Below are 24,519 nucleotides of genomic sequence, written 5' to 3'. Positions count from 1 at the left end.
CACCTCGCACCGTCCCCACCCTCTCAGAGCAGCCCCAGGGCCGCGAGTTCCCGGCGCATCGCCTCGGGCATCGCCGAGAGGCTCACCGCCGCGTCGCGGCCGAGGTCGCGGGGCGCGTCGGCCTCCGCGAGGTAGCGCCAACCCTGGAACGGCCGGCAGGGGCGCGGCTCGACCGGCACCACGGACGGATCGAGGACGAGGTGGCAGCGGCCGATCCCGTCCCCGTCCACGAAGGGCCGGATCGCCCGGATCGGCTGGCGGCAGGCGACGAGCCCCTTGATCACCCAGTAGAGCGAGCCCGCTCCCGCGATCGCGTCGGCGCGCTTGGGGACCATGCGGGTGGTGTGGACCTGCTCGAAGGCCGTCCCGGCCCGCCGCGCGCCGTCGCGCCGCTCGGCGATCCACGCCTCCAGGTCGCCGATCGAGTCGCAGCCGACGCAGAGCTTGAGGAGGTGAAGGGGCATAATCGTCTCGCGGGAGGGGCCGCTCTGCCGCCCGATCGTGGCACCCGCGAGGCGCGGCCCGGGCGCGCCCCGTCAGCTGAAGCGGATGATCTTCTCGGTCGGCGGGAGCCCGTCGAGGTCGGCGAAGGCCGCGCCGAGCGCGAGGTTCTCGCCCTCGAAGGGAGCCGGCTCGGCCGGGGGCGCCGGCAGGCTCGGCACGAAGGCGATGTCGTCCGAGGCCAGAACCGGGTCCTCCAGGTCGCGGCGGCGCACCGGCGGAGGGGGCGGCGCCGACGTCGCGATCATCGCGTCGACGTCGCTCTGGGCGAGTTCGGGCGAGGGCGCCACCGGCTCCGGCGGCGGCGGGGCCGCGTCGGCGTCGCCGCCCCAGATCTCGATCATGGCGGTGAGCCGCTGCTCCAGGTAGCGCAGCGTGTTGACGATCCGGCTGGTGCGCTGGGCGGTCAGGTCCTGGAACGAGCAGGCGGTGTAGATCCGGGTCGCGTTCTGGTCGAGCATGTCGCAGACCCGGCTGTCGGCGCCGCTCTCGCGCAGGGTCCAGGCAACCTCCTGCATCTCCTCGGCCGCGGCGAGGATGTCGGAGGTGGCCCGCTCCGTGGTGCGCACGATCGCGTCGAGGGCCTCCGAGGCGGCTTCGAGGCGGCTCTGGTCCTGGTCCGGCGACTGGATCGCCGTGATCTCGTCCTTGGTGCGGCTGATCGCCTTGACCATCTCGACGAGGTCGAGGCGCATGCGGTCCATCTCCGGCACCTGCCGGTCCGCCGCGATGGTGGATTCCAGGCGTCCGATCGCCGCGAGCAGGCGCTCGGTGTCGTCCCCGCGCTGGCGCCGGGCGAACTCGGCCAGGAACCACCGGCCCCGCGCCGTTTCCATCAGCGCCGACTCGATCACGCCATACTCGTCCGCGCCGGGCGTCGGGAGCGAGGTGAAGCCTGCCATGGTGCGTGTCCCGGGACTGTGAGGGCGCCCGATGGCCCGTTTTCATGGCTTGACATCCCCACGTTAACGGCCGCTTACGCGACGTCCGTTGTCAACCGGAGGCGATGTCCCTGCTCCCCCTCGCCGCCGGCCCGCGCCTCGGCCTGCTCTACGCCCTGATCTTCGCGGGGATCGGCGTGGCGATGCCGTTCCTGCCGCTCTGGCTCGCGAGCCTCGGGCTGCCGCCGGAAGTGATCGGCGCCCTGGTGGCCCTGCCGATCGCCGTGAAGATCGTCGCCACCGCGCCGCTGGTGGCGCTGATCGACCGGGGCGTCACCGCGCGGGCGCTCCTCGTCGCGGGCAGCCTCGGGCTCGCCCTCACCTACGCGCTGATGCCCGCGGCGGCGGCGCGGGGCTGGCCCGTCCTCGCCGGGGCGATCGCGCTCAACGCGGTGGCGGGGGCGCCGCTCGTGCCGGCGCTCGACTACCTCTGCCTCGCGGCGGTGCGGCGCGACCCGCGCCTCGCCTACGCGCGGATCCGGCTCGGGGGCTCCCTCGGCTTCCTGGCCGCGAGCCTCGCCGGCGGCTGGCTGCTCGGGCTGGTCGGCGAGCGGGCCGGGGTCACGGCCTTCCTGGCCGGCCTCGGCCTCGTCTCGGCGCTGGGCAGCGCGGCGCTGGCCGCCGGAACCGCGGCGGAGCCGGCGCGCCGGACGCCGCCGGGCTCCGCCCGGCTCCCCCTCGCGCTGCGGCTCGCCATGGCGGCGGCCGCGTCGGCCCAGGCGAGCCACGCGGCGGTCTACGCCTTCGGCAGCATCCACTGGACGTCGCTGGGCCTCACTCCGCCCCTCATCGGCGCCGCCTGGGCGACCGGCGTCGTCGCCGAGATCGCCTTCTTCGTCCTGGTCGGACGCGTCGCGGCCCTGCGCGACGCGCCCTTCCGGCTCCTCGCCCTCGGGGCAGGGGCGGCGCTCCTGCGCTGGGCCGGGCTCATTGGCCTCTCGGGCCTCTCGGGCCTCTCGGACCTCTCGGGCCGCTCGGGCCCGGGCCTGGCGGCCGCCCTGCTGCCCCTCCAGGCGCTGCACGGGCTCACCTTCGGGGCGACCCAGCTCGGCGCGATGGGGGCGCTGGCGCGGCTCGCCCCGGAGGCGGCCCGCGGCCGGGCGCAGGGGATCTACGCGGCGAGCGCCTCGCTCGCCTCCGCGGCCGCCACCCTGGCGAGCGGGGCGGCCGTCCGGCAGGGCGGGCCGCTCCTCGCCTTCGCCCTGATGCTCCCGGTCGCCGCCCTCGCGCTCGTCCTCACCGCGGCGGCGGCCCGGGCCGGGGCGGCGCGGTTTGTCACGCGCGGCGAGCCCAGGCTATAAGGCCGCCCGAGGGGATGTCGAGCAACCAGGAGGCCGGGCCCGTGTCGACCGAGGCCAGCGCGCACCTGACCGTGGCCGGCGCCACCCTCCTGCGCTTCCGCGACGGCGTCCAGGCGCGGCTCACCGGGTCCTGGACCGCCGACCAGGCGCCCGCCGTCGAGGCCGCCGCCGCCGCGATCGCGGCGCCGGGCGAGCCGGGGCCGCGCGTGCAGGTCGATCTCTCCGGGCTGGTCCGGCTCGACACGCTCGGGGCCTTCGTGCTGGAGCGCACCCGCAGCGAGATCGAGGCGGCGGGCCGCGCCGTCGACTACGCGGGCGCCCGGCCCGAGCACCGCATCCTGCTTCGCGAGGTCGCCTACCGGCGGGACCCCCCCCCTCCCCCGCGCCGCCGCCGCCTCGGCCTCCTCGACGGGCTCGAGGCGCTCGGGGCCGGCCTGCGCCGGCTCGGGGCGGAGGGCCTGTCCTGGCTCGGCTTCCTCGGGGAGGTGGTGGCGGCCTGCCTGCGGGTCCTGGCCCGGCCGCGCCGCTTCCGCGCCGCCTCCTTCGTCAACCAGATGGAGCAGATCGCCTATCGGGGCACGCCGATCATCATGCTGATCGCCTTCCTGGTCGGCTGCATCGTCACCCAGCAGGGCATCATCCAGCTGCAGCGCTTCGGGGCGCAGTCCTTCGTCGTCAACATGATCGGCATCCTCACGCTGCGCGAACTCGGGGTGCTGCTCACCGCCATCATGGTGGCGGGCCGCTCGGGCTCGGCCTTCACGGCCGAGATCGGCTCGATGCGGATGCGCGAGGAGGTCGACGCCCTGCGGGTGATGGGCCTCGACCCGATCGAGATCCTGATCGTGCCGCGCATCCTCGCCCTGATGCTGGCCCTGCCGATGCTCGGCTTCCTCGCCGACGTCGCGGCCCTGCTCGGCGGGGCCCTGACCTCGATGGCCTACGGCAACCTGTCCTTCGACGCCTTCCTGGCGCGGCTGCAGGCGGTGATCTCGGTCCGGCACGGCCTCGTGGGCATGCTGAAGGCCCCCTTCATGGCCCTGATCATCGGCATCATCGCGACGAGCGAGGGCTTCCGCGTCGAGGGCTCGGCGGAATCGCTCGGCCGCCACGTCACCGCCTCAGTCGTCAAGTCAATCTTCATGGTCATCGTGCTCGATGGCGTCTTCGCCATCTTCTTCGCGGCCATCGACCTGTAGAAGCGGCTCCCGTGCAAGCTCACGCCCAACCCCTTGCCTCCCCGGGAGGCGACGCGGTGATCCGCGTGCGCGACCTCGTGGTCGGCTTCGGCGAGCGGACGGTCCTGAAGGGCCTGAACCTCGACATCCGCCGGGGCGAGATCCTGGGCTTCGTCGGCCCCTCCGGCCAGGGCAAGTCCGTCCTGACCCGGACCCTGCTCGGCCTCGTGCCGAAGCGCTCGGGCACGATCGAGGTCTTCGGGGAGGATGTCGACCGCCTCTCCCCGGCCCGGCGGCGCCTGATCGAGCGCCGCTGGGGCGTGCTGTTCCAGCAGGGCGCCCTGTTCTCCGCCCTCACCGTCAAGCAGAACATCCAGGTGCCGATGCGCGAGCACCTGACCCTGTCCGAGCGCCTGCTCGACGAGTTCGCGCGGCTCAAGATCGAGCTCGTCGGCCTCAAGCCGGACGCGGCCGACAAGCTGCCCTCCGAACTCTCGGGCGGCATGATCAAGCGCGCGGCCCTCGCCCGGGCGCTGGCCCTCGACCCGGAGGTGCTCTTCCTCGACGAGCCGACCTCGGGCCTCGACCCGATCGGCGCGGGCGAGTTCGACGACCTTGTCGCCACCCTGCAGCGCACGCTCGGCCTGACCGTGTTCATGGTCACGCACGACCTCGACAGCCTCTACACCGCCTGCGACCGCATCGCGGCGCTCGGCGACGGCCAGATCATCGCGGCGGGCCCGATCGAGGAGATGCTCGCCTCGGACCACCCCTGGCTGCGCTCCTACTTCCACGGCAAGCGCGCGCGGGCGATCGTGCCCGGCGAGCCCCGCGCGGCGGCGCGATGACGCGATCCCGCGCGGCGGCGCCCCCCAGCTCCTCCGGAGGACCCTGACGGCATGGAAACCCGCGCCAACAACGTCCTGATCGGGACCTTCACCCTCGCGGTGATCGCCGCCGGCTTCCTGTTCGCGTTCTGGATGCGCGGCCCCGTCTCGAACGACGGCCGCATGCCCCTGCGCATCGTGTTCTCGGGCGGCGTCGGCGGGCTCGCCAAGGGCTCGGTCGTCACCTTCAACGGCATCCGGGTCGGCGAGGCGACGGAGGTCGAGCTGCTGCCGCAGGACCCGCGGCGGGTGATGGCCCTGGTCGAGGTCGAGCGCAGCACGCCCCTGCGCGCCGACACCCGTGCGCGCCTCGACATGACGATGCTGACCGGCGTCGCCTCGATCGCCCTCGTGGGCGGCAGCGCCGATGCCCCGCCCCTGAAGGCGCCGGAGGGCGACCGGATGGCGACCATCTTCGCCGATTCGTCGGACATCCAGGACCTGATGCAGAGCGCGCGCACCATCGCGCAGCGCGCGGACGACATGCTGCAGCGCCTCGACCGGGTGGTGGCGGGCAACGAGGGGGCGATCAACCGCACCCTCGCCAATGTCGAGCAATTCTCGAAGGCGCTGAACGACAGCGCCCCCGCCCTCGACGCCCTGGTCAAGGCCGTGGACGGCCGCAAGCTCGGCAGCCTGATCGACAATGCGGACCGCTTCTCGGCCGCCCTCGCGGCGGCGGCGCCCGACATCCAGGACGGGCTGCACGACGCGCGCCTCCTGGCGGCCAAGCTCAACGCCTCCGCCGACCGCGTCGACGCGGTGCTCAAGGGGGCCGAGGGCTTCCTCGGCTCGGCCTCCGGCGAGGCCGGCAAGAGCACCTTCGGCGAGATCCGCGAGGCGGCGATCTCGATCCGCGAGGCGGGCCGGGCCTTCCGGACCATGTCGGAGAACCTCGACAAGCGCACCGCGACCATCACGACGAGCTTCGGCCGCCTGAGCGGGGCGGGCCGGCGCGAGGTCCAGAACCTGTCCACCGAGGGCCAGCGCACCCTCAACAGCCTCAACAGCGCCGCCCGCACCATCGAGCGCGACCCCTCGCAGGTGATCTTCGGCGGCAAGCCGTCGTTGCCCGAATACAACGGTCGCTGACCGAGTGACCGGGCACGGCGGGTGCCCATGTGCGCTGCGGCACCACCGGGGCCCGGGCGTCGATGTCCGGTCAAGGTTTCCGGCCTATATCGGTGCGACGAACAGCCAGCCCATCCGTGCTCATGCCGCCTGTGTTCCTCCGGATCCCGCACGTCCCGACCGCGAGCGCCCTCGCCCTGGCGCTGGTGCTCGGCGGCTGCGGGGGTACGGTGCCCACGACCTTCGATCTCACGGCCCTGCCGGGCGCGGCCCGCGCGGGCAGCGCCCGCCGGAGCCTGATCGTGGCGGAGCCGGTCGGCCTGCAGCCCTTCGAGGCGGACCGCATCATCGTGCGCGAGCCGGGCGGCTCGCTCTCCTTCCTGGGCGGCGGGCAATGGGTGGACCGGCTGCCGCGCCTGATCCAGGCCCGGCTGATCCAGAGCCTGGAGAACGCCAGGAGCCTGCGCGCGGTGAGCCGGCCGGGAGACAAGATCGCCGCCGACACCCTGCTGGTGACCGAGATCCGCGCCTTCGACATCGCGGCCGGGAGCCGGGAGGCGGTGGTGGACCTGTCGGCCAAGCTGGTGTCGGAGGCGACCGGGAGCGTGGTCGCCGCGCGGGTCTTCGCGGCGCGGGTCCCGGTGGCGGACCTGAGCCCGGGCGCCTCCGCGAACGGCCTCGACCGCGCCCTCTCCCTCGTGCTCGCGGACGTGGTGCGCTGGGTCGGGGCCGGCGGCTGATCGGCCGCATCCCGCGCCCGCGCCGCGAAGACCCGCGCGGCGCCTGAGCGAGCCCGACCCGCATGGCGACGCAATCCGTCGGATGTCGGATCACTGCACGAGCTTGACGGTGCGCTTCAGGGTATTGCCGACGCCGTCCGGGACCGGGATGTCGCTCGACCCGTAATTCGAGTTGAGATAGAGGCTCGGCCCGTCGAAGAACTCGACCTGCCGCGCCACGATGATCGTGTAGGCCGAGCGGTCGGCCACCGGATTGTTCGCGTCGACGATGAGCCGACCGGCCGGCAAGTAGATCGTGCCGAGCAGGTTGCGGGCGTTGTTGCTGATGATGCGGTACTGGCGCATCGGGGGCGAGCCCGGCGGCGGCGGCGGCGGCGGCAGCTTGGTGTCGGACTGGACGGCGACCGGCGCGCTGACCGAGCGGTTCTCGAAGAACAGCAGCCCGGCCATCGGGCCGTCCTTCGGCGCCGTCAGGTCGATGCTGCTCTTGACGTCGAACAGCACCCCGCCCGCGTCGCCCGTGAAGTAGAAGCCGACGTTCTGCCCGGTGATCACGCCGTTCTTGTCGACGACCAGCGGACCGTCGTTGATCACGTAGATGCCGGCCGCGAAGGTCACCGCGGCGCCGTTGGTGATCTTGAGGCCCCCGCAATAGACGCCGGGCATCAGCAGGGCCGTCGGGGTCCTGGTGCCGTCGATGAGGGTCTGGGTAGTGGAGTAGCAGGGCGGGATCGCGGGGCCGGCGCGGCTCGCCAGGGGGTCGGTGCGCGGCGGGCAGCCGCTCTGGGTGACCCCGCGGATCGTGGCGCGGCCGAGGGCGATGCCCCCGACCGAGCAGATCAGCGCGGCGTCCACGAAGGCCCCGTCCTCGATGTGGATGCCGGCCCGGTCCGCCGAGGCGCCGAACAGGCCGCAGCTCGTCGCCACGACGTTGGCGTTCTTGTGCAAGTGCATCGCGTCCGGGCGGGCCTCGTCGAGGGTCAGGAGGCAGACCCGGGTCGAGCCCGACGATTCGGCCGTGGCGCTCGCGCCGATCTCCATCGAGGGCAGGGTCAGGAGCCGTCCGAACAGGCTCTGCACCGTCTCGTTGATCGCCACCGTGACCGAGGTGCCGCGGCCGACCACCGCGGCGCTGACGCGCGTGATGCCCGGATCCGTGGCGCGGGCGGAGTCGAAGGCGAGGCGCCTGGCCATCGCCTCGACGGAGACGTCGGAGCCCGCCACGCTGAGCTCGCCGGCCGCGCCGAGGGCCGCGACGTCGACCGCCTTCTGCAGCTCCGCCCGCCGCTTGTGGATGCGGGCGTACTCGACCGCGGCGCCGCTCCCGGCCACGAGCAGCGGCAGGCTGAGACCGATGATCAGCGCAACCGCCCCCGTCCGGTCAGCGAGAAAGCGCCTGATCGCTCTCATCATCCGTTGAACCCCCTCCCCGATCAGGTTTGCGAGGGGGCCGTGAAGATTCCATTACTAAACCGGGGCGGCATCCCCACCGGATTGACTGTCCACGACGAGGAAGATGTGGGCGAAGATGTCGAAATCCAAGTTGCGCGACTGCCGTACCGTTGCGCGCCCGACATCTCGGCGGCGGGCCAGGGGCGCAGCGGCAGGTTGCAGATGTCGCGGGCCTCCGCTTGCACCCGCGCGGGAGGTCGCGCCCGCCGGACCGGGAGGGAAGGCCGTCCTCGCGGGGCGCCCGCCCCTACTCCATCACGGCGGCCTTCATGATCACCACCATCGTGGCCCGCCCGGGCCGGTCGCCGACGCAGCGCACCGTGTGCGGCCGGTCGCAGCGGTAGCGCAGCGTCTCTCCGGCCTTGGCCCGCTGCAGGCTCCCCGCCACGTCGACCTCGAACTCGCCCTCCAGCACCGAGAGGCACTCGACCGAGCCGCGCTGGTGGGCGTCCGAATCGAGCTCCCCGCCCGGCTCCGCGGTGAGGTCGTACCATTGCAGCCATTCCACCGTCTTGATCCAGCCGGTGATGGCGAGCCGCACCTTGCCGTCCTCCGAGACCAGGATCGGCGTGTCGGCCCGGGACGACTTCTCGATGAACGGTTCCTCGTCCCCCGTCGCCAGCACCCGCTCGATCGAGACGTCGAGCGCCTGGCTGAGGCGCCAGATCGTGGCCAGGGTCGGGTTGGTCTCGTTGCGCTCGATCTGGCTGATAATCGACTTCGCGACGCCCGACTGTTCGGCGAGTTCGGACAGCGACAGATTGTAGGCCTTGCGCAGGCGCTGGATCGTCTTGCCGAGTTGCCCCGAAAGGACCTGGGCGCCCGTCATCAGGTCCTTGGCCCGCTCTCGTCCCCGCTCGACGCCCATCGCCCGCTCACGCCCGCCGTCGTTCCGCATTCCGAACGACCGTACGCTCCATCAAACGCAATCGCGGCGCAAGGGCAAGGGGCAAGGGGGCCGGCGCCGAGGTTTTCGGGGATCCCTACCAGAGGGCGTGGAAGTGGTGGACCGGCCCGTGGCCCCGGCCGACGGCGAGCCGCTCGGCCGCCGCGAGCGCGGCCGCGAGGTAGGCCTTCGCCGCCCGCGCGGCGTCCGGCAGGGGCAGCCCGCGCGCGAGGCCGGCCGCGAGCGCGGCCGAGAGCGTGCAGCCGGTCCCGTGCGTGTGCCGCGTCGCCAGCCGCGGGCCGGTCAGGCGCAGGACGTCCTCCCCCGGCCCGACCAGGAGGTCGGTGCTCTCCTCGCCCGCGCCGTGGCCGCCCTTCATCAGCACCGCGCCCGGGCCGAGGGCGAGGAGGCGGCGCCCCTGCGCCAGCATCGCGGCCTCGTCGGCGGCCAGCAGCTCGCCGAGGAGGATGGCCGCCTCGGGCAGGTTCGGCGTCAGCACGCTCGCCCGCGGGATCAGGCGATCGCGCAGGGAGGCGACCGCGTCCGCGGCGAGGAGGCGGTCGCCGCTCGTCGCCACCATCACGGGGTCGAGCACCACCGGGATGCCGGCCGCGTGCGCCGCCAGCCCCTCGGCCACCGCGGCGATCACCGGCTCCCGCGCCAGCATGCCGATCTTCACCGCGCCCACCGCGAGGTCACCGAAGACGCTGGCGATCTGGCGCGCCACGAAGTCGCCCGGCACCTCATGGACCGCCTGGACCCCGAGGGTGTTCTGGGCGGTCAGGGCCGTGACGACGCTGGCCCCGTAGACGCCGAGCGCCGAGAAGGTCTTGAGATCCGCCTGGATCCCGGCCCCGCCGCCGGAATCCGAGCCCGCGACGGTGACGGCGATCGGGGTCACGCCGCCCCCCGCGCCGCGAGCGCCCGATCGACCAGCTGGCGCAGCGCGCGCGCCCGCGCCTCGACCTCGTCGGGAGCGCCGAACAGGGCCGAGATCAGCGCGATGCCGTCCGCCCCCGCGCCGATCACCGAGGCGGCGTTGCCGGAATCGATCCCGGCGATCGCCCCGATCGGCAGGCCGCCCCGGGCGAGCCGGGCCCGGAAGGCGATGCGCGCGAGGCCTTCCAGCCCCACCGGCGGGTCCGGGTTGCGCTTGCTCGCGGTCGCGAAGACGCCGCCGATGCAGGCGTAGTCCACCGGCAGGCGGTAGAGTTCGTCCGCCTGGGTGCCGGTCTTGACGGTGAGGCCGATGATCGCCCCGGGCCCGAGCAGCCGGCGGGCCTCGGCCGGGTGCAGGTCCTCCTGGCCGAGATGCACGCCCTCGGCCCCGGCCGCCAGCGCGAGGTCGACCCGGTCGTTGACGAGGAGCGGCACGCCGCTGCCCGACAGGGCCGCCCGGATCGCCCGCAGGCGGGCGAGGCTCTCGCGGGCGTTCGGGATCGCCTTCTCGCGGTACTGGAGCAGGGTGCAGCCGCCCGCCGCGGCCGCGCCGGCCATGCGCGCGAGCAGCGCGGGATCGCCGCCGCTCACCCCGACGTCGAGGATGCCGTAGAGCCGCAGGTCGACCGGAACGGTGCCATCCATGCCCACGGGGCGCATCGCCTTCCTCCCGGCCGGCCGCTCCGGCCCCGCCCCGAGTAAGCGTCGGCCGCGCCGGGCGTCAACCTGCGCGCGACTTCGCGCCCGGCCTCAGGCCGCGCGGGCGCCGCCGGCCGCCTCGCGGGCGCGCTCCAGCGCGACCCTGCGCTCGCGCCACACCGTGTAGACGCCGGCCGCCGCCACGATGCTGCCGCCGAGCGCCACCGCCGGCTGCGGCAATTGCCCGAACACGAACCAGCCGATCAGCAGCGACCACAGCATGGTGGTGTACTCGAAGGGCGCCACCAGCGAGGCGTCGCCGTGGCGGTAGCTCTCGGTGAGCAGGATCTGGCCGATGCCGCCCAGCACGCCGACGAGGACGAAGAGGCCGAATTCGGGCAGGCTCGGCAGGCTCCAGCCGAGGACCAGCGTCGAGAGGCCGAGCAGCGAGGTGAACAGGAAGAAGTAGAGGACGATCGCGCCCGTGCGCTCGGTCATGGTCAGGCGCCGGACCTGGATCGTCGCCGCCGCGGCGCAGACCGCCGCCAGGCAGGCGAACAGGGCCCCGATCGAGCCCGCGGCCCCGCCGGCCCCGAATTCGAGGTGCGGCGCCAGCATGATCAGCACGCCGAGGAAGCCCACCAGCACCGCCGCCCAGCGATAGCCCTGGACCCGCTCGCGCAGCACCAGGGCCGCCAGCACCACCACCAGGAGCGGCGAGGCGTAGCCGATCGCGATCGAATCGGAGAGCGGCAGGAAGGACAGGCCGGCGAAGCCCGCGAACATCCCGCAGGCGCCGATCAGGCTGCGCAGGACGTGGCCGCGCAGGTTGCGGGTGCGCACCGCCTCGACCACGCTCCCCTGCCAGCGCAGCCAGATCACGAGCGGCAGGATCGCGAAGGCCGAGCGGAAGAACACGATCTCGCCGGTCGGGAAGTGCCGGTCCGAGAGGCCCTTCACCCCCGCCGACATCAGCGTGAAGGCGAGCGCCGACAGCACCTTGAGGCCGATCCCGAGATAGGGCCGGCCGGACGAGGCGGGGCGCGCGGCATCCCCGCGCAGCGGGCGCTCGGGGAGGACGACGGGGGCTGCCATGGGAGGGTCGCACGCAGGACGAGAGGAAATTCTCCACACCACTTTTCGAATGGCCGAGCCAGCGGCCGCGGCGGTGCTCAGACCTGCAGCCCGCGCATGTGGACCTTAATCGAACCGCAAGAATGGCCTGAACCTGGTTTTCGCGCGGTCGAGACCGCCCAATTCCGCTCCGGGGGGAGCTTCGTCATCAAAGTGATACGGGAATGCGGTTTGGCATGGCGGCCATCGACCGCAAGGAGACGGATGTGGCCGACGACGCCGATGCGCTGCGTGTCCGCTCGCTCTTCCTGTCCGATATCCATCTCGGCACGAAGGGCTGTCAAGCGGAACTCTTGCTCGATTTCCTGCGGGAGGTCGACGCCGACGAGATCTATCTGGTCGGCGACATCGTCGACGGCTGGAAGCTGAAATCCGGCTGGTACTGGCCGCAGGCCCACAACGACGTCGTGCAGAAGCTCCTGCGCAAGGTGCGCAAGGGCTCCCGGCTGATCTACGTGCCGGGCAATCACGACGAGTTCCTGCGCGACTTCCTCGACCTGCATTTCGGCGGCATCGAGGTCCACGACCAGATCCTGCACGAGGGCGCCGACGGCAAGCGCTACCTCGTCATCCACGGCGACCAGTTCGACCTCGTCGTCCGGCACGCCAAGTGGCTCGCCCTGCTCGGGGACGGCGCCTACACGGCGGCCCTGTTCGTCAACACGCACCTGAACTGGGCGCGCCGGCGCCTCGGCCTGACCTACTGGTCTCTCTCGGCCTGGGCCAAGCTCAAGGTGAAGAACGCCGTCAACTTCATCGGCCGCTTCGAGGAGCTGCTGGCGGCGGAGGCCAGGCGCGCGGGCGCCGACGGGGTGATCTGCGGCCACATCCACCACGCGGCCAACCGCGAGATCGAGGGCCTGCGCTACCTCAATACCGGCGACTGGGTCGAATCCTGCACGGCGATCGTCGAGCATTACGACGGCCGCATGGAGGTGATCCGCTTCGCCGAGATGCGGGCCGAGGCGAGCGGCGCGCGGCGGGTCCTGCCCCGGCCCGAGCCGGTCGCGGCGGTCGAGCCCCTGTCGGTCCCCCGGCAAGCCGCCGAGCGGACCTCGTCCAACGCGCGGGCCGTGGCGTGAGGCTGCTCATCGCGACGGATGCGTGGCATCCGCAGGTCAACGGCGTCGTGCGCTCCCTGGAGCAGATGGCCAAGGCCGGGCCCGGCCTCGGCGTCTCGCCGAGCTTCGTCACGCCGCTGCTGTTCCGGTCGGTCCCGCTGCCCGGCTACCGCGAGATCCGCCTCTCGCTGGTGACGTCCCGGAGCATCGCGCCCCATTGGCGCGCCTTCGGCCCCACCCACGTGCACATCGCCACCGAGGGGCCGATCGGGCTCGCCGTGCGCCGCCTCTGCCTCTCCGAGCGCAGGCCGTTCACCACGAGCTACCACACGCGCTTTCCGGAATACCTCGCGGCGCGCCTGCCGGTCCCGCCCGCGCTGAGCTACGCGTGGCTGCGCCGCTTCCACAACGCGGCGAGCGGCACGATGGTGAGCACGCCGTCCCTGGAGCGCGACCTCGCGGATCGCGGCTTCCGCAACCTGATGCGGTGGACCCGGGGCGTCGACACCGAGCTGTTCCGCCCCCGCGCCGCGCCGGAGCCCGAGGCCCTGCGCGGGCTGCCCCGGCCGCTCTTCCTGTTCGTCGGCCGACTCGCGGTCGAGAAGAACGTCGCGGCCTTCCTGTCCCTCGACCTGCCCGGCACCAAGGTGCTGGTGGGCGACGGGCCGGACCGGGCCCGGCTCCAGGCGGAGCACCCGGGCGCGCGGTTCCTCGGCACGCTCACCGGCGAGGCGCTGGCCCGGGCCTACGCGGCGGCGGACGCCTTCGTGTTCCCGAGCCTCACCGACACGTTCGGGATCGTGTTGCTGGAAGCCCTGGCGAGCGGCCTGCCGATCGCCGCCTACCCGGTGACCGGCCCCCTCGACGTGGTGGGCGAGACCCGCGTCGGCGTCCTCGACCGCGACCTCCGGCAGGCGGCCCTCGGCGCCCTGCAGATCCCGCGCGAGCGCTGCCGGGCCGAGGCCCTGCGCTACACCTGGGCCGAGAGCGCGAGGCAGTTCTACCGCAACATCGAGGTCGCCCACGCCAAGGGCCCGGCCGGCCGGCGCGCGAAGGGCCCGGCCGGCGGGCGCGCGATGCGCCCGGCCCCCCTCGCCGCGGATCCGGGCTCCCGCCCGCGCGAGGGCTGATCCCGACGCGCATCGGGCAAGACGCGCATCGGGCAAGACCGTCGGCCCCCCCGGGCCGGCGCGCGCGACGCCGAGACGCCCCGGCCCTCTTCGGCTCAGGTCGCCTTGCGCGGGCGCCCGCGCTTGCGGGGCGGCTGGGCCGGCTCGGGCTTGCGCGCCGCGCGCTCGCGGCGCAGCTGGCCGAGGCCGAGGCTCTTGGCGAGTTCGGAGCGCTGGGCCGCGTAGGTCGCCGCCACCATCGGGTAGTCCGGCGGCAGGCCCCACTTCTCCCGGTACTGCTCGGGGGTGAGCCCGCGCCCGGACAGGTGCCGCTTCAGCGACTTGTAGGGCTTGCCGTCCTCCAGCGAGATGATCGCGTCCGGCGTCACCGTCTTCCTGATCGGGATCGGCGGCACCGGCTTGGCCGGCTCCGGCGGCGGCGGCGACACGATCGTCGCCAGGGACTTGTGCACCGACACGATCAGCCCGCCGAGATCTCCCAGCGGCACCGAATTGTTCGCCACATACGCCGACACGATATCGGCCGCGAGATTGACCAGGCCCGCCTGGTCCGCCGATGGGTCGCTGGTCATGAGGAATGCCCCGCCGAGAAACTCCTTTTCAGGTGCGGGAAAAAGCTGCGACCGTCAATCGTTATCTGGATCCGCTCTGTGCTTACCCGACCTTCCGATTACCGCGGTGCGGGCTCATCATTTCGGTTCAGCCAAACTAAAGTTGTTACGAAGCGACGAACCGACGACCTCTCGGCGAAAGCTGACCTGCGGCGGATCTTCCCCGGGGCGAGCGGCGCCCGGAGGGCGGTGCGGAGGGCGGACCGGCGCCGCAAACCTCCGCGCCGACAAGCGTTTGGGTCGGGCGCGGAACGGCCCGCGCCGGCCGCCCGGGCGATACAACCAATGAGAGAGGCGGGCCGGCCGCGCCCGGGCCGCAATGGGGTGTGGATGGGTGGCGGGAGCGCCCCCGGGGCCGGGTCGTCAGGGCTTGGCCGAGGGCTCCGGCCGAGCGGCCGAGGGCGTCCCGGCGGGTGCGGCCGCGGACGGCTTCGGGGCCGGCGGCTTGGGCGTCCACTCCGCGTCGGCGCGCGGGCCGCCCGCGCCGTTGGTCGGGCCGGTGAGCTGGCCGGGCGCAACGTCGGCGGTCTTCTTCCAGGTCTGCGAGCCGCACAGGAAGCCGAGCAGGCAGCCGCGCACGGTCAGCTCGGACGGATCGTCCACCCAGATCGCGACGTCGTAGTTCTTTCCGTCCTCGGAATTGTAGATCTGACCCTCGTAATGGTCGTCGGCATTGGGCTTGAGGCCCATGATCAGCTGGTGCCCGAGGGAGGGGCGGTTGCGCTTCTTCGGATCGGTGTTCTTGAAGTCGATGCGCGGCTGGCCCTGGTCGTTGAGCGGGGTCTTCAACCAGACCACGTAGCCGCAGACCCGGTCGCTGCGGGTGAGGCACTTCTCGACCCGGATCCGGGCCCGGCCGTCCTCGGTCAGCCAGACGCCGCTCGGATCTTTCGGCGCGGCGAGGACCGCCGTGGGGACGAAGAGGCCGAGGGCGGCAAGGCCCCGGCTCAAGGGCTTCATCATGCAGGTCTCCTCCGGTGCGGCCGTGCGCGGAAGTACGACGCGACCGCCCGCACCGCAACCCGCGCGCCGCGGCGCGGGAGGGCCGACGACCCCGGCGGGGGCGGGGCGTCGCCTGCCTCGCCGTCGCCTGCCTCGCCATCACATGGCGGGATGTCACATGGCCGGATGTCACATAGGCCGCCGCGGCGGCGCCGCGATAGAGCGGCGAGGCCGGGGGCGAGCACCCGCGGCGAGGGAGCGGCCCGCGCCGCGGCCCGCCCGGCTCCGCCCGCCCCCCAGCAAGGCCCACGCATGATCCCGATCGAGATCCTCGTGATGACCTCCGGCCTGGTCGGCGCGATCGTGATCGTCGTGGCGGCGCGTCCGGGCCGGCTGTCCCTGCGCTGGCCGCGCCACGGCGCGGCGGCGGCGCCCGGACCGGCCCCCGAGGCCGAGGACCCGATCCGCTCCGGCGCGTCCCTGCCCCCGCGCTGATCCGCGGCAGGATCCGCACAAGGCGGGCCCGAAGCTGCTATCCTGGCCCCGACACCACGAGTTGAGGAGGCCGACGCACCGTGCCGCACGCCACCGAGCTGATCGCCATCATCGCCCTCGGCCTCGTCTTCGCCTTCGCCGGGGGCATGCTGGCGCAGCGCCTGCGCCTGCCGCCGCTCGTCGGCTACCTGATCGCCGGCATCGCCATCGGCCCGCACACGCCGGGCTTCGTCGGAAACGGGGAACTGGCCGGCCAGCTCGCCGAGATCGGCGTGATCCTGCTGATGTTCGGGGTCGGGCTGCACTTCTCGATCGGCGACCTGATGGCCGTGCGCGCCATCGCGCTGCCCGGGGCCGTGGTGCAGATCGCCGTCGCCACGCTGATGGGCCTCGCCCTGGCCCTCGGCTTCGGCTGGAGCGCGGGCGCCGGGATCGTCTTCGGGCTCGCGCTCTCGGTCGCCTCCACCGTGGTGCTGCTGCGGGCGCTGGAGGAGCGCGGCCTGCTCGACAGCGACAAGGGCCGGATCGCGGTGGGCTGGCTCATCGTCGAGGATCTGGCGATGGTCCTCGCCCTGGTGCTGCTCCCGGCGCTGGCGGGTCCCCTCGGCGGCGAGGGGGCGGGCGCCGCGCACGCGGCCGGCGGGCCGCTCTGGCTGACCCTCGGCCTGACCCTGGCCAAGGTCGCGGCCTTCGCCGGGCTGATGCTCGTCGGCGGGCGGCGCCTCGTGCCCTGGCTCCTCGACCAGGCGGCCCGGACGGGGTCGCGGGAACTCTTCACCCTCGCCGTGCTGGCCCTCGCCCTCGGCATCGCCTTCGGCTCGGCGGAGCTGTTCGGCGTCTCCTTCGCGCTCGGCGCCTTCTTCGCCGGGATGGTGCTCGCCGAATCCGACCTGAGCCACCAGGCCGCCGCGAATTCGCTGCCGCTCCAGGACGCCTTCGCGGTCCTGTTCTTCGTCTCGGTCGGGATGCTGTTCGATCCCGGCATCCTGCTGGCGCAGCCCCTCGCGGTGCTCGCCGTGCTCGCCATCATCCTGATCGGCAAGTCCATCGCCGCGGTCGCGATCGTGCTGGCCTTCCGCCACCCGCTCGACACCGCGCTCACCATCGCGGCGAGCCTCGCGCAGATCGGCGAGTTCTCCTTCATCCTGGTGGGGCTCGGCATCGGGCTGAAGCTGCTGCCGCTCGAGGGACGCGACCTGATCCTGGCCGGCGCGCTGCTGTCCATCACCCTCAATCCGCTGTTCTTCGCCGGGATCGGGCGCTTGGTGGCGCTCCTCGACGCCCGGCCCGGCCTCGCCGCCCGCTTCGAGCGGCGCGGCGCCGGGCCGCTGCCGCAGGTGAGCGGTGCGCGCGGGCGGCGGGCGGGCCACGCGGTCGTGGTCGGGTTCGGACGGGTCGGCAGCAGCATCGGCCGCGCCCTCGACGCCTGGGACCTGCCCTACGTGGTGGTCGAGCGCGATCGCCGCCGGGTCGAGGAATTGCGCAAGGCCGGGCGCGAGACGGTGTTCGGCGACGCGGCGGCGCCCGGCATCCTGGAGGCCGCCGGGATCGGGCGCGCCCGGCTCCTCGTCGTGGCGAGCCCCGACGCGCATCAGGCCCGCCACCTCATCGCCATCGCCCGGGAGGCGAATCCCGGCATCGACACGCTGGTGCGCACCCACAGCGACGCCGAGCGCCGGCACCTGGAGGCGGAGGGGGTCGGGCTCGTCCTGATGCCCGAGCGCGAACTCGGTTTCGGCATGACCCTCTACGCCCTGCGCAGCCTCGGCATCAGCGAGGGCGAGGCGCGGGTCTTCGTCGATTCGAGCCGCGCCGAGAGCCGGTCCGACCCGGTCCCGGAGGCCGCCCCCGCCCTCGGCGCGCCGGAACTGCGCCCGCATCGGGAGGCGCTGGGGGGCGAGTGATCCGGCGGCGAGTGATCCGGCGGTGAGTGATCCGGCGGCGCGCGGACCGGCCCCGCCGCATTACGGGATGGCAATGCGGCGGTCATCATGGCCAGAGCCGCCACGGCGCATCATCGGCGCGACCTTCGGAAGATGGAGCGCTGCCGATGTCGCAGATGGATCGTCCGGCCGAGCTGATGATCTGGCACGCGAACCGTGCCGCGCCGCCCGGGGAGGCGCGGATCTACCCGACCCTGGAACAGGCGCTCCTCGCGGCCGCCGACTGCGCGGGCGACCCCGACGCGCTGCCCTGGATCGTCACCGAGGACGGCGAGATCCTGAGTCCGCACTGGATCGACCAGCACCTCGCCGGGCGCCGCGACCGGCCCGCCGCCGGCCGGCTGCGCAGCTGGCTCACCCACTGGGCATGACGCCGCAGCGGCCGGCGCCGCCGTGAAATCGCCGAAAGACGCTGGCAAGAAGGGCTCCCGTTCGACGCCCTCCGTGGTAAACTGTCTTCATGTCGAGCCTGCGCAAGTCCGTCCCACCGCGTCGCGACCCGGTCGCGACGACCTACGGCTACGGCGTGCTGCGCGGGCGGCCGCCGCGGCCCGGCAACGACAACCGGCGCGCGGCGCGCCGCCGGTCGGTGCCCCTGCTGCTCGGGGCGTGGTTCATGATCCTGGCATCGATCACGGCCCTGTTCTGGCGCTCGGCCGGACTCTGACCGGCCGGCCGATCCCGGCCGGGCCATAGGGTTAAGGCATCCGCGGGCGAGCGCCGAGTCCGTCAAGCATGGCGCGCGTCGCGTGTGGATGACGGGGCCGCCGGGACGGGGCGCCGCCGCGGAGGGGCGGTCACCCGGCACACTCGCCGCCATGCAGGCCGAGTCATTTCGGCCGAGGCGCGCAGGCCAGGTCGTGAAACCCGGGATCGTGAGCATCACTCAGGCCGTGCGGCGGCGAGCGGGAGGACCCGGCGCGCACCAGGGCCTCGGCGACGAGGCCGCGCGGATGATCGCCCTGCGGCGGCGCTTCCTTCCCGCCGTCCAGGCGCTGGGTGCCGCCGGCCCGGCGCTGTCTCGCTGATCCGGACCTCGCGCGGCACCGTTCGGGCCGGTCATCGAGTCAGCCAGCCGATGTCGGCCTTGCCGGATGGCGAGGCTGAACCGCTCGATCGAGAACCGCATGGCGCCCGGGCGGCATGCGCGCGGTGCGGGCCCGACACCGGACCGCCGCGCTGACGGCGGCTCGGACCATCCTGCGGGCCAGGGGGTGGATTGGTGCCGGCGGAGGGGATCGAACCCCCGACCTTCGGTTTACAAAACCGTTGAAAATGCCGAAATCACGGCAACAATGTCTCACAGGGTGGCTCTCTGGCAAGATGCTGATACGGCTTGTTTTTCTCGCTCTGTGGGCTAGTGTTACTCCCTAAGCCTAACAGGACTTAACGCGCGTCCGATTTTACCCCGGCGCTACCCGCATCAGACCAACGGTTCCGGAGCGAACCTATGCCGAAAGCCCTTACCGTCCGGGCGATCGAAGCCCTGAAGGGCGGCCCTGTCCGGGCGGAGATCCGGGACGGGCTGATCCCGGGGCTGTACCTCGTGTGCCAGCCCTCCGGCTCAAAATCGTGGGCCGTCCGCTACCGGGCCGGCAGCCGTAGCCGGAAGTACACGATCGGCGGTTATCCGGGCATCGACCTCGCCAGCGCCCGCGAGCTCGCCCGCCACGCCCTGGTGGCAGTGGCGTCCGGCCGGGATCCTGGCACCGAGAAGATTGAGGCGCGCAGGGCCAGCGACCTTCGCTTGGCCGACCGTGACCGGTTTGACACCGCTGCGGCCCTGTTCTGATCCTCCACCGTTTCGGTGGACGCAGTTAGCTCACCATCTGCCGCTCGGCCTGCTCGGGTGTCGTATATTCGAGGGCCGCGTGGATCCGTTGCCGATTGGCGTAGCCCTCGCTGTCGGAGAAGAGCTCGCGCCGCGCCTCGTCCCGGGTTGCCCAGCGGCGCTGATGGACGAGCTCGACCTTAAGCGTGTGGAAGAAGCTCTCCATCGGTGCGTTGTCCAGGCCGTTGCCACGGCGGCTCATGGAGGCCTTGAGGCCTGCCGCGTCCAGGAGCCGCCGGTACTCGCCCGACGCATATTGGCAGCCGCGGTCGGTGTGTTGGATCAGCCCCGGCGCGGGGCGCTGCCGCTGAACGGCCATCAGGAGAGCGGCTGCTGCCAGCTCCGTGCGGAGATGCTCGCGCATCGCCCAGCCCACGACCTTGCGCGTCGCGAGATCGAGAACGGCGGCGAGGGAGAGCCAGCCCTCACCGGTGGGCACGTAGGTGATGTCCGCCAGCCAGATCTGGTTGGGAGCCGAGGCGGTGAAGCGCTGCTCGAGCAGGTTGGGGGCAACCGGCAGGCCGTGACGGCTGTCGGTCGTGCCGGGCCGGTCGCGGCCTGCCGCCGTGGCGCGGATGCCGTGTCGCCGCATGAGCCGCTCGATGCGACCACGGCTGACGCCCCGGCCCTCGGCACGCAAAGCCGCGTGCATGCGGGGCGAGCCGTAGCGGCCGTGATGACGCGCATGCAGGCGGCGCACCTCCTCGAGGAGCACGCGGTTCTCGGCTGCCCGGGTGCTCTCGGGCCGCGAGCGCCACGCGTCGTAGCCGGATGGCGAGACCCGCAGCGCGCGGCAGAGGGTGCACACGGGCCAAGTGCCCTGGTGGTCATCGATGAAACGGAACTTCATCGCGGCGTCTCCGCGAAGATGCCGATGGCCTTTTTTAAAATGTCGGACCGAAGCCAAGCACCGTCCCGACTGGAAGGAGATGTTCGCCCGCGAGATCTATCGCCGAGGCGAGATCACCCTCAAGGAACGGAATCGCATTATCGTGGGCGCGTGGCAAGATCCTGATCTGACCGAGGATGAGATCGAGACCGCGCGCGCCCGTCTCGTTGAGCTATTCTCTGAAACAATGCTGTGGATGAATGTCAAGACTCGCAACCTGTTCCTGGAGAACTAGCTCCAGATATCGAACAGCGACCTCGCCATCGCGATCGGCGACATCATTGAGGAGCGCAGCCTTCGGCGGTCTCGTACGGGGAGTGCACAATGAGCAGCAGGAGGACGCGCCGAAAGGCGCACGCAGAGGCCCTGGCTGCGTACCAGTTCGCGGTCTTTGAGCGGATGTTTGCGACCTATGGCGACGCTCGTGCCGCGATGCTCAACTCCGACGAGATCAAGTTCAAGGAGGGGGCGCCGCCCCAATCCACCGCTGACATGATCTACGAAGCACAGATTGAGCACGACAGGTGGCTGCGCGAGTGCGCCGAGTAGAGGCGCATCCTTCCCTCAGCGGCTGAGATCTAGGTGATGCCCGGATCAGCCATAGCACTTGGCTCGAAGGGATGAGAGTGACCCAAAGCGGCCCCTCACAGTGTGGGTCGGGAATGTCCGGTTCCGAGTGCGTCCGGACACTCGGCACTGACCGCGCGTCGGACACGGTCATAGAGAGCAGCAAATTCATCGCCCGACCCAGGAGCAGCCCTACCAGCCAGCACTCTCATGGCTGTACGAAGCGAACACCGCGAGATGATGGGAGAGACCGAGCATGCCGCGAAATATCGAAGGGCAGGTCGCCTGGGTCACGGGGGCGGGCTCCGGTATCGGCCGGGCCGCCGCGGTCGCACTCGCGAAGGCCGGGATGCGACTCGCGTTGACGGGACGCGGCCGGGAGACACTCGAGGCGACGGCCGATCTTGTCCGCGAGGCGGGGGGTGAGGCGCTCGTCGCGCCCGCCGATATGGGCCGGGCCGACGAGGTCGAGCGCGCCTGGGAGGCGGTTCGCGCCCATTATGGCCGCTGCGACATCCTGGTGAACTCCGCCGGCCTGAACGTCCCGAAGCGGAGTTGGAGCGAGATCGACCCGACTGGCATCGACACGGTCATCGGGGTCGACCTCAACGGGCCCTTCTACGCCTCGCGCCTCGTGCTGCCGACCATGCGGACCCAACGCGACGGCCTGATCATTCAAGTGTCGTCCTGGGCCGGACGCTACGTGTCCAAACTGACGGGGCCGGCCTACTCGGCCGCGAAGCACGGTCTCGTGGCCCTCTCGGAGAGCTTGAACCAGGAGGAATGCGGCCATGGCATCCGGTCCTGCTGCATCTGTCCCGGCGAGGTCGCGACGCCCATCCTCGACAAGCGTCCGGTTCCGGTCACGGCGGAGGACAAGGCGCGCATGCTTCAGGCAGACGACCTCGCGGAGACGATCCTGTTCGTGGCCCGCCTGCCCCCGTCCGTGTGCGTCAACGAGATCCTGATCAGTCCGACGTGGAACCGCGGCTACCTGGAGGGTGTCAGGCTCTGAGGTGCTCGGGGCCGACCCCGGACGTAGCCTCATGCAGCCTGTCGCCGCGGCTTGCATGAAGGCACGATGTCTCAAAAGCTGGAGCAGGCTGCGTTGGTGGCATAGCGCAGCCTGCTCCAGAACTCACGCAGTGGCAACTCTAAAGATTCGAGATCATCCCTCCTAGAGGGCGTACAGGTAATTCAACTCAGGACAGCAGGATATCTCCGACCGTGACTGTCGGTGCGACACCGCCAACCTTGCCGAGCGTCGCGATCAGGCTCGCGCCACCCACCGCCGCACCGTTGTCGTCGAACCAGAGCGTGCCATCGGTTGTGTTGTACACGACTTGGGGCATCCAGCCTTTGGCCGCCCCGGTTGCGTTCGCCTCAAACCAATGGTCAGGATAGTACTGATGCTTCAGATCCACGAAATTCTTCAGTTCGATAGAGATGAAATCCTCGCCGTGCTTGAAGTCGTGTAGGCGATCTCCACCTTCGGCCGGATTGCGGAAGGCGAAGTTGTCTGCGCCGGCACCGCCCCAGAGATCGTCCTTGCCGGCACCGCCCTCCAGATAGTCATTGCCGCTCCCGCCGCGAAGCGTGTCGACCCCGGCGCGACCGAAGAGGTAGTCGGCGCCGTCGTTGCCCCACAGCTCGTTGGCCTCCCCGTTGCCGCGCAGGTTGTCGCCATGGGCCGAGCCGTCGAGCGCCTCGATGCCCGTGAGGACGTCACCTTTCGCTTCACCCTGGTTCGCCGCTTGGTTGACGAGGTCAACCGTCACGCCAGACGAGGCGTTGCGGTAATCCGCCCAGTCGAAGCCGATGCCGCCATCGAGCACGTCGCCGCCTTCGCCGCCCTCCAGCCGGTCGTCACCCCCGCCGCCGTAGAGGTTGTCCACGCCGCCCCGCCCGGACAGGTAGTTCCGCTCAGCGCCGCCGAAGACGGAATCGTCGTACTGGGAGCCGAACACGTTCTCGATCGAGACAAGCGTGTTGCCCTCCGCGTCGCCGCCTGAGCCCTTGCCGGTCATGAGGTTGACGAACACGCCGGCCTCCGACTGCGCGTAGGTGACGCTGTCCCAGCCGTAGCCGCCGTCCAGCGTGTCCGCGCCGCCGCGCCCGTCGAAGAAGTCGTCGCCCAGGCCGCCCACCAGCTTATTGGCAACGTGATCCCCGAGGCCGAGGAGGACGTCGGCGAAGCTCGTCCCGACGATGTTCTCGACGTCGGAGAGCTGGTCAGTGCCCGTGCCGCCGGTCACTCGGCCATCTGCGTGCACGACGATACCGGTGTAGAGACTGGGACTCCAGGAGTAATCGACGGTGTCGTTTCCGCTGCCACCAAAGACCATGTCGCCGTCGGCATCAGCGCGGATCAGATCGTTGCCCAGGCCGCCATCGACGGTGTCATGGCCATCCTGGCCGGCCAGGATGTCGTTGCCATCCCACCCAACAACGATGTCGTTGCCGAGCCCACCCCAGAGCTCGTCGGCACCGGTGCCGCCGATCAGCGTGTCGTCGCCGCCGTCACTCTGTAGGTAGCCACCGTCGTTGTTCAGCACCATGAAGTTGTTGGACTCGTTGCCGTAGCCCCACAGGTACCCGCTGACCAGCTCCCCGTGCGCGTCGAACCGCAGGTTCTCGACGTTGTCAGGCAACTCGTACATGCGGAGCGAGGTATGAACCGTATCCGACCCGCTCCATTGGCCGGCCTTTTCTATGATGACGTCCTTCACTGTGTCGACGGTATAGCTGTCATTACCGTTACCGCCGACCATCGTGTCGGCGCCTGTGCCGCCATCGAGGCGGTCGGAGTACCCGTCGTCCCCGCTGGCATCACCACCATAGAGGACGTCGTCACCCGCCCCGCCGAACAGATCGTCGAACAGGTTGCCGCCCTTGAGCACGTCGTTGCCAGCGCCGCCCTGCAGCGTGTCCCATCCGTCACCGCCGTCCAGCGTGTCGTTCCCGATGCCGCCGACCATCAGGTTAGATAGACTATTGCCCGTGCCTTGGAAATCATCGAGACCGCCGAAGATCAGATCCTCAAGATCATCTCCGAGTGTGTAGGTCGTCAGCTTGCTGATAACCGTATCATGGCCTCCAGTATAGGTCTCAACGATTTTGTCTCCGATTGAGTCGATAATGTAAACATCATGGCCGTTGTAGCCAACCATGACATGATCGCCGCCAGCTCCGCTGATGGTGTCGTTGTCATCTGTGCCATATAAGGCATTGTTGCCCGTGCTGCTGACCAGCTTGCCGGGCGTCTTCTTGTATCCTGTCGGCATTAGTCTCACTCTCTCGTCTCAAGCTCAATCAGGTGAGCATTGAGAGAGGGATAGTCGCGTCGTGTTGCGGCTGCGTCTTGCGCGCAAGCGGATCGAT

At 71.5% G+C, this 24,519-nt stretch carries 25 protein-coding genes and 1 pseudogene; 15 read left to right on the top strand and 11 right to left on the bottom strand.

Annotation, left to right across the window (positions count from 1 at the left end; translation table 11 throughout):
• Positions 1 to 23: 23 nt before the first annotated feature.
• Positions 24 to 464 carry a DUF1489 family protein gene (locus MET2598_RS0100210; RefSeq protein ID WP_012334646.1) on the bottom strand — a complete coding sequence of 147 codons (441 nt, stop codon included), beginning with the start codon at positions 462 to 464 and terminating at the stop codon, positions 24 to 26.
• 72 nt (positions 465 to 536) lie between these two features.
• Positions 537 to 1,403, bottom strand: a complete 867-nt coding sequence (locus tag MET2598_RS0100205) for a hypothetical protein (protein ID WP_012334647.1) — start codon at positions 1,401 to 1,403, stop codon at positions 537 to 539.
• A gap of 104 nt (positions 1,404 to 1,507) precedes the next feature.
• On the opposite strand from MET2598_RS0100205, the gene MET2598_RS0100200 reads away from it, so the two are divergent.
• From MET2598_RS0100200 to MET2598_RS0100180, 5 genes are all read left to right on the top strand, one after another.
• Positions 1,508 to 2,743 carry an MFS transporter gene (locus MET2598_RS0100200; protein WP_018259475.1) on the top strand — a complete coding sequence of 412 codons (1,236 nt, stop codon included), beginning with the start codon at positions 1,508 to 1,510 and terminating at the stop codon, positions 2,741 to 2,743.
• Between the two features lie 14 nt (positions 2,744 to 2,757).
• Positions 2,758 to 3,942, top strand: coding sequence for an ABC transporter permease (locus MET2598_RS0100195; protein WP_018259474.1), 1,185 nt, complete (start codon positions 2,758 to 2,760; stop codon positions 3,940 to 3,942).
• 56 nt (positions 3,943 to 3,998) lie between these two features.
• The gene (locus MET2598_RS0100190; RefSeq protein ID WP_012334650.1) at positions 3,999 to 4,769 is read left to right on the top strand and encodes an ABC transporter ATP-binding protein; all 771 of its coding nucleotides are present in this window, start codon (positions 3,999 to 4,001) and stop codon (positions 4,767 to 4,769) included.
• Between the two features lie 51 nt (positions 4,770 to 4,820).
• Complete coding sequence (locus tag MET2598_RS0100185; RefSeq protein ID WP_012334651.1) at positions 4,821 to 5,900, top strand: MlaD family protein; 1,080 nt, start codon at positions 4,821 to 4,823, stop codon at positions 5,898 to 5,900.
• Positions 5,901 to 6,022: 122 nt separating this feature from the next.
• Positions 6,023 to 6,619: an ABC-type transport auxiliary lipoprotein family protein gene (locus MET2598_RS0100180; protein WP_012334652.1), complete on the top strand. Its 597-nt coding sequence runs from the start codon at positions 6,023 to 6,025 to the stop codon at positions 6,617 to 6,619.
• Positions 6,620 to 6,709: 90 nt separating this feature from the next.
• Here the strand turns inward: MET2598_RS0100180 and MET2598_RS0100175 are convergent, their stop codons facing one another.
• The 5 genes from MET2598_RS0100175 to MET2598_RS0100155 form a co-directional block, all read right to left on the bottom strand.
• Positions 6,710 to 8,032 carry a pilus assembly protein TadG-related protein gene (locus MET2598_RS0100175; protein ID WP_018259472.1) on the bottom strand — a complete coding sequence of 441 codons (1,323 nt, stop codon included), beginning with the start codon at positions 8,030 to 8,032 and terminating at the stop codon, positions 6,710 to 6,712.
• A 286-nt stretch (positions 8,033 to 8,318) separates the two neighbouring features.
• Entirely contained in the window at positions 8,319 to 8,939 is a 621-nt protein-coding gene (locus MET2598_RS0100170) for a helix-turn-helix domain-containing protein (protein WP_012334654.1), read from the bottom strand.
• A 115-nt stretch (positions 8,940 to 9,054) separates the two neighbouring features.
• A complete protein-coding gene (gene thiD, locus MET2598_RS0100165) occupies positions 9,055 to 9,858 on the bottom strand; it encodes a bifunctional hydroxymethylpyrimidine kinase/phosphomethylpyrimidine kinase (RefSeq protein WP_018259471.1) in 804 nt (267 codons plus the stop codon).
• Positions 9,855 to 10,556, bottom strand: a complete 702-nt coding sequence (thiE, locus tag MET2598_RS0100160) for a thiamine phosphate synthase (RefSeq protein WP_012334656.1) — start codon at positions 10,554 to 10,556, stop codon at positions 9,855 to 9,857. Before thiE ends, thiD begins: the two co-directional genes overlap by 4 nt.
• Positions 10,557 to 10,646: 90 nt before the next feature.
• The gene (locus MET2598_RS0100155; RefSeq protein WP_012334657.1) at positions 10,647 to 11,630 is read right to left on the bottom strand and encodes a DMT family transporter; all 984 of its coding nucleotides are present in this window, start codon (positions 11,628 to 11,630) and stop codon (positions 10,647 to 10,649) included.
• 215 nt (positions 11,631 to 11,845) lie between these two features.
• Here MET2598_RS0100155 and MET2598_RS0100150 point away from each other — a divergent pair, with 215 nt between their 5' ends.
• The gene (locus tag MET2598_RS0100150) at positions 11,846 to 12,751 is read left to right on the top strand and encodes a metallophosphoesterase (RefSeq protein ID WP_018259470.1); all 906 of its coding nucleotides are present in this window, start codon (positions 11,846 to 11,848) and stop codon (positions 12,749 to 12,751) included.
• Positions 12,748 to 13,860: a glycosyltransferase family 4 protein gene (locus MET2598_RS0100145; protein ID WP_018259469.1), complete on the top strand. Its 1,113-nt coding sequence runs from the start codon at positions 12,748 to 12,750 to the stop codon at positions 13,858 to 13,860. Before MET2598_RS0100150 ends, MET2598_RS0100145 begins: the two co-directional genes overlap by 4 nt.
• 95 nt (positions 13,861 to 13,955) lie before the next feature.
• On the opposite strand, the gene MET2598_RS0100140 is transcribed toward MET2598_RS0100145, so the two are convergent.
• Both MET2598_RS0100140 and MET2598_RS0100135 read right to left on the bottom strand, forming a co-directional pair.
• Positions 13,956 to 14,432 (bottom strand): MucR family transcriptional regulator, encoded by a 477-nt coding sequence (locus MET2598_RS0100140; protein WP_012334660.1) that lies wholly within the window; start codon positions 14,430 to 14,432, stop codon positions 13,956 to 13,958.
• Positions 14,433 to 14,834: 402 nt separating this feature from the next.
• Positions 14,835 to 15,434 (bottom strand): DUF2147 domain-containing protein, encoded by a 600-nt coding sequence (locus MET2598_RS0100135; RefSeq protein ID WP_012334661.1) that lies wholly within the window; start codon positions 15,432 to 15,434, stop codon positions 14,835 to 14,837.
• Between the two features lie 291 nt (positions 15,435 to 15,725).
• Between MET2598_RS0100135 and MET2598_RS0100130 the strand changes: the two genes are divergently transcribed.
• The 5 genes from MET2598_RS0100130 to MET2598_RS0100100 all read left to right on the top strand — a co-directional run bounded on the left by MET2598_RS0100130 (position 15,726) and on the right by MET2598_RS0100100 (position 19,643).
• Positions 15,726 to 15,908, top strand: coding sequence for a hypothetical protein (locus MET2598_RS0100130; RefSeq protein WP_018259468.1), 183 nt, complete (start codon positions 15,726 to 15,728; stop codon positions 15,906 to 15,908).
• Positions 15,909 to 15,988: 80 nt separating this feature from the next.
• A complete protein-coding gene (gene ybaL, locus MET2598_RS0100125) occupies positions 15,989 to 17,812 on the top strand; it encodes a YbaL family putative K(+) efflux transporter (RefSeq protein WP_018259467.1) in 1,824 nt (607 codons plus the stop codon).
• Between the two features lie 146 nt (positions 17,813 to 17,958).
• On the top strand, positions 17,959 to 18,222 hold the full coding sequence (locus tag MET2598_RS0100120) for a hypothetical protein (RefSeq protein ID WP_012334664.1): 264 nt from the start codon (positions 17,959 to 17,961) through the stop codon (positions 18,220 to 18,222).
• A gap of 89 nt (positions 18,223 to 18,311) precedes the next feature.
• Positions 18,312 to 18,518, top strand: a complete 207-nt coding sequence (locus MET2598_RS0100115) for a hypothetical protein (protein ID WP_012334665.1) — start codon at positions 18,312 to 18,314, stop codon at positions 18,516 to 18,518.
• Between the two features lie 783 nt (positions 18,519 to 19,301).
• The gene (locus MET2598_RS0100100; protein ID WP_018259465.1) at positions 19,302 to 19,643 is read left to right on the top strand and encodes an Arm DNA-binding domain-containing protein; all 342 of its coding nucleotides are present in this window, start codon (positions 19,302 to 19,304) and stop codon (positions 19,641 to 19,643) included.
• 25 nt (positions 19,644 to 19,668) lie between these two features.
• On the opposite strand, the pseudogene MET2598_RS0100095 reads toward MET2598_RS0100100, so the two are convergent.
• Positions 19,669 to 20,568: pseudogene (locus tag MET2598_RS0100095) on the bottom strand (IS3 family transposase); the annotation flags it as partial.
• A 43-nt stretch (positions 20,569 to 20,611) separates the two neighbouring features.
• Here MET2598_RS0100095 and MET2598_RS0100090 point away from each other — a divergent pair.
• The 3 genes from MET2598_RS0100090 (at position 20,612) to MET2598_RS0100080 (ending at position 22,153) form a co-directional block, all read left to right on the top strand.
• A complete protein-coding gene (locus MET2598_RS0100090; protein WP_018259463.1) occupies positions 20,612 to 20,806 on the top strand; it encodes a hypothetical protein in 195 nt (64 codons plus the stop codon).
• A gap of 89 nt (positions 20,807 to 20,895) precedes the next feature.
• The gene (locus MET2598_RS0100085; protein ID WP_018259462.1) at positions 20,896 to 21,120 is read left to right on the top strand and encodes a hypothetical protein; all 225 of its coding nucleotides are present in this window, start codon (positions 20,896 to 20,898) and stop codon (positions 21,118 to 21,120) included.
• 274 nt (positions 21,121 to 21,394) lie between these two features.
• The gene (locus MET2598_RS0100080) at positions 21,395 to 22,153 is read left to right on the top strand and encodes an SDR family oxidoreductase (protein WP_018259461.1); all 759 of its coding nucleotides are present in this window, start codon (positions 21,395 to 21,397) and stop codon (positions 22,151 to 22,153) included.
• 187 nt (positions 22,154 to 22,340) lie between these two features.
• Here MET2598_RS0100080 and MET2598_RS0100075 read toward each other — a convergent pair whose 3' ends face one another.
• Positions 22,341 to 24,422, bottom strand: a complete 2,082-nt coding sequence (locus tag MET2598_RS0100075; RefSeq protein WP_157182058.1) for a calcium-binding protein — start codon at positions 24,420 to 24,422, stop codon at positions 22,341 to 22,343.
• Positions 24,423 to 24,519 lie beyond the last annotated feature (97 nt).

It is taken from the genome of Methylobacterium sp. WSM2598 (assembly GCF_000379105.1).
In the GTDB taxonomy this organism is placed as follows: Bacteria; Pseudomonadota; Alphaproteobacteria; order Rhizobiales; family Beijerinckiaceae; genus Methylobacterium.
The sequence above is the reverse complement of the archived record's forward strand: the minus strand, read 5'-3'. Positions and strand labels throughout refer to the sequence as shown.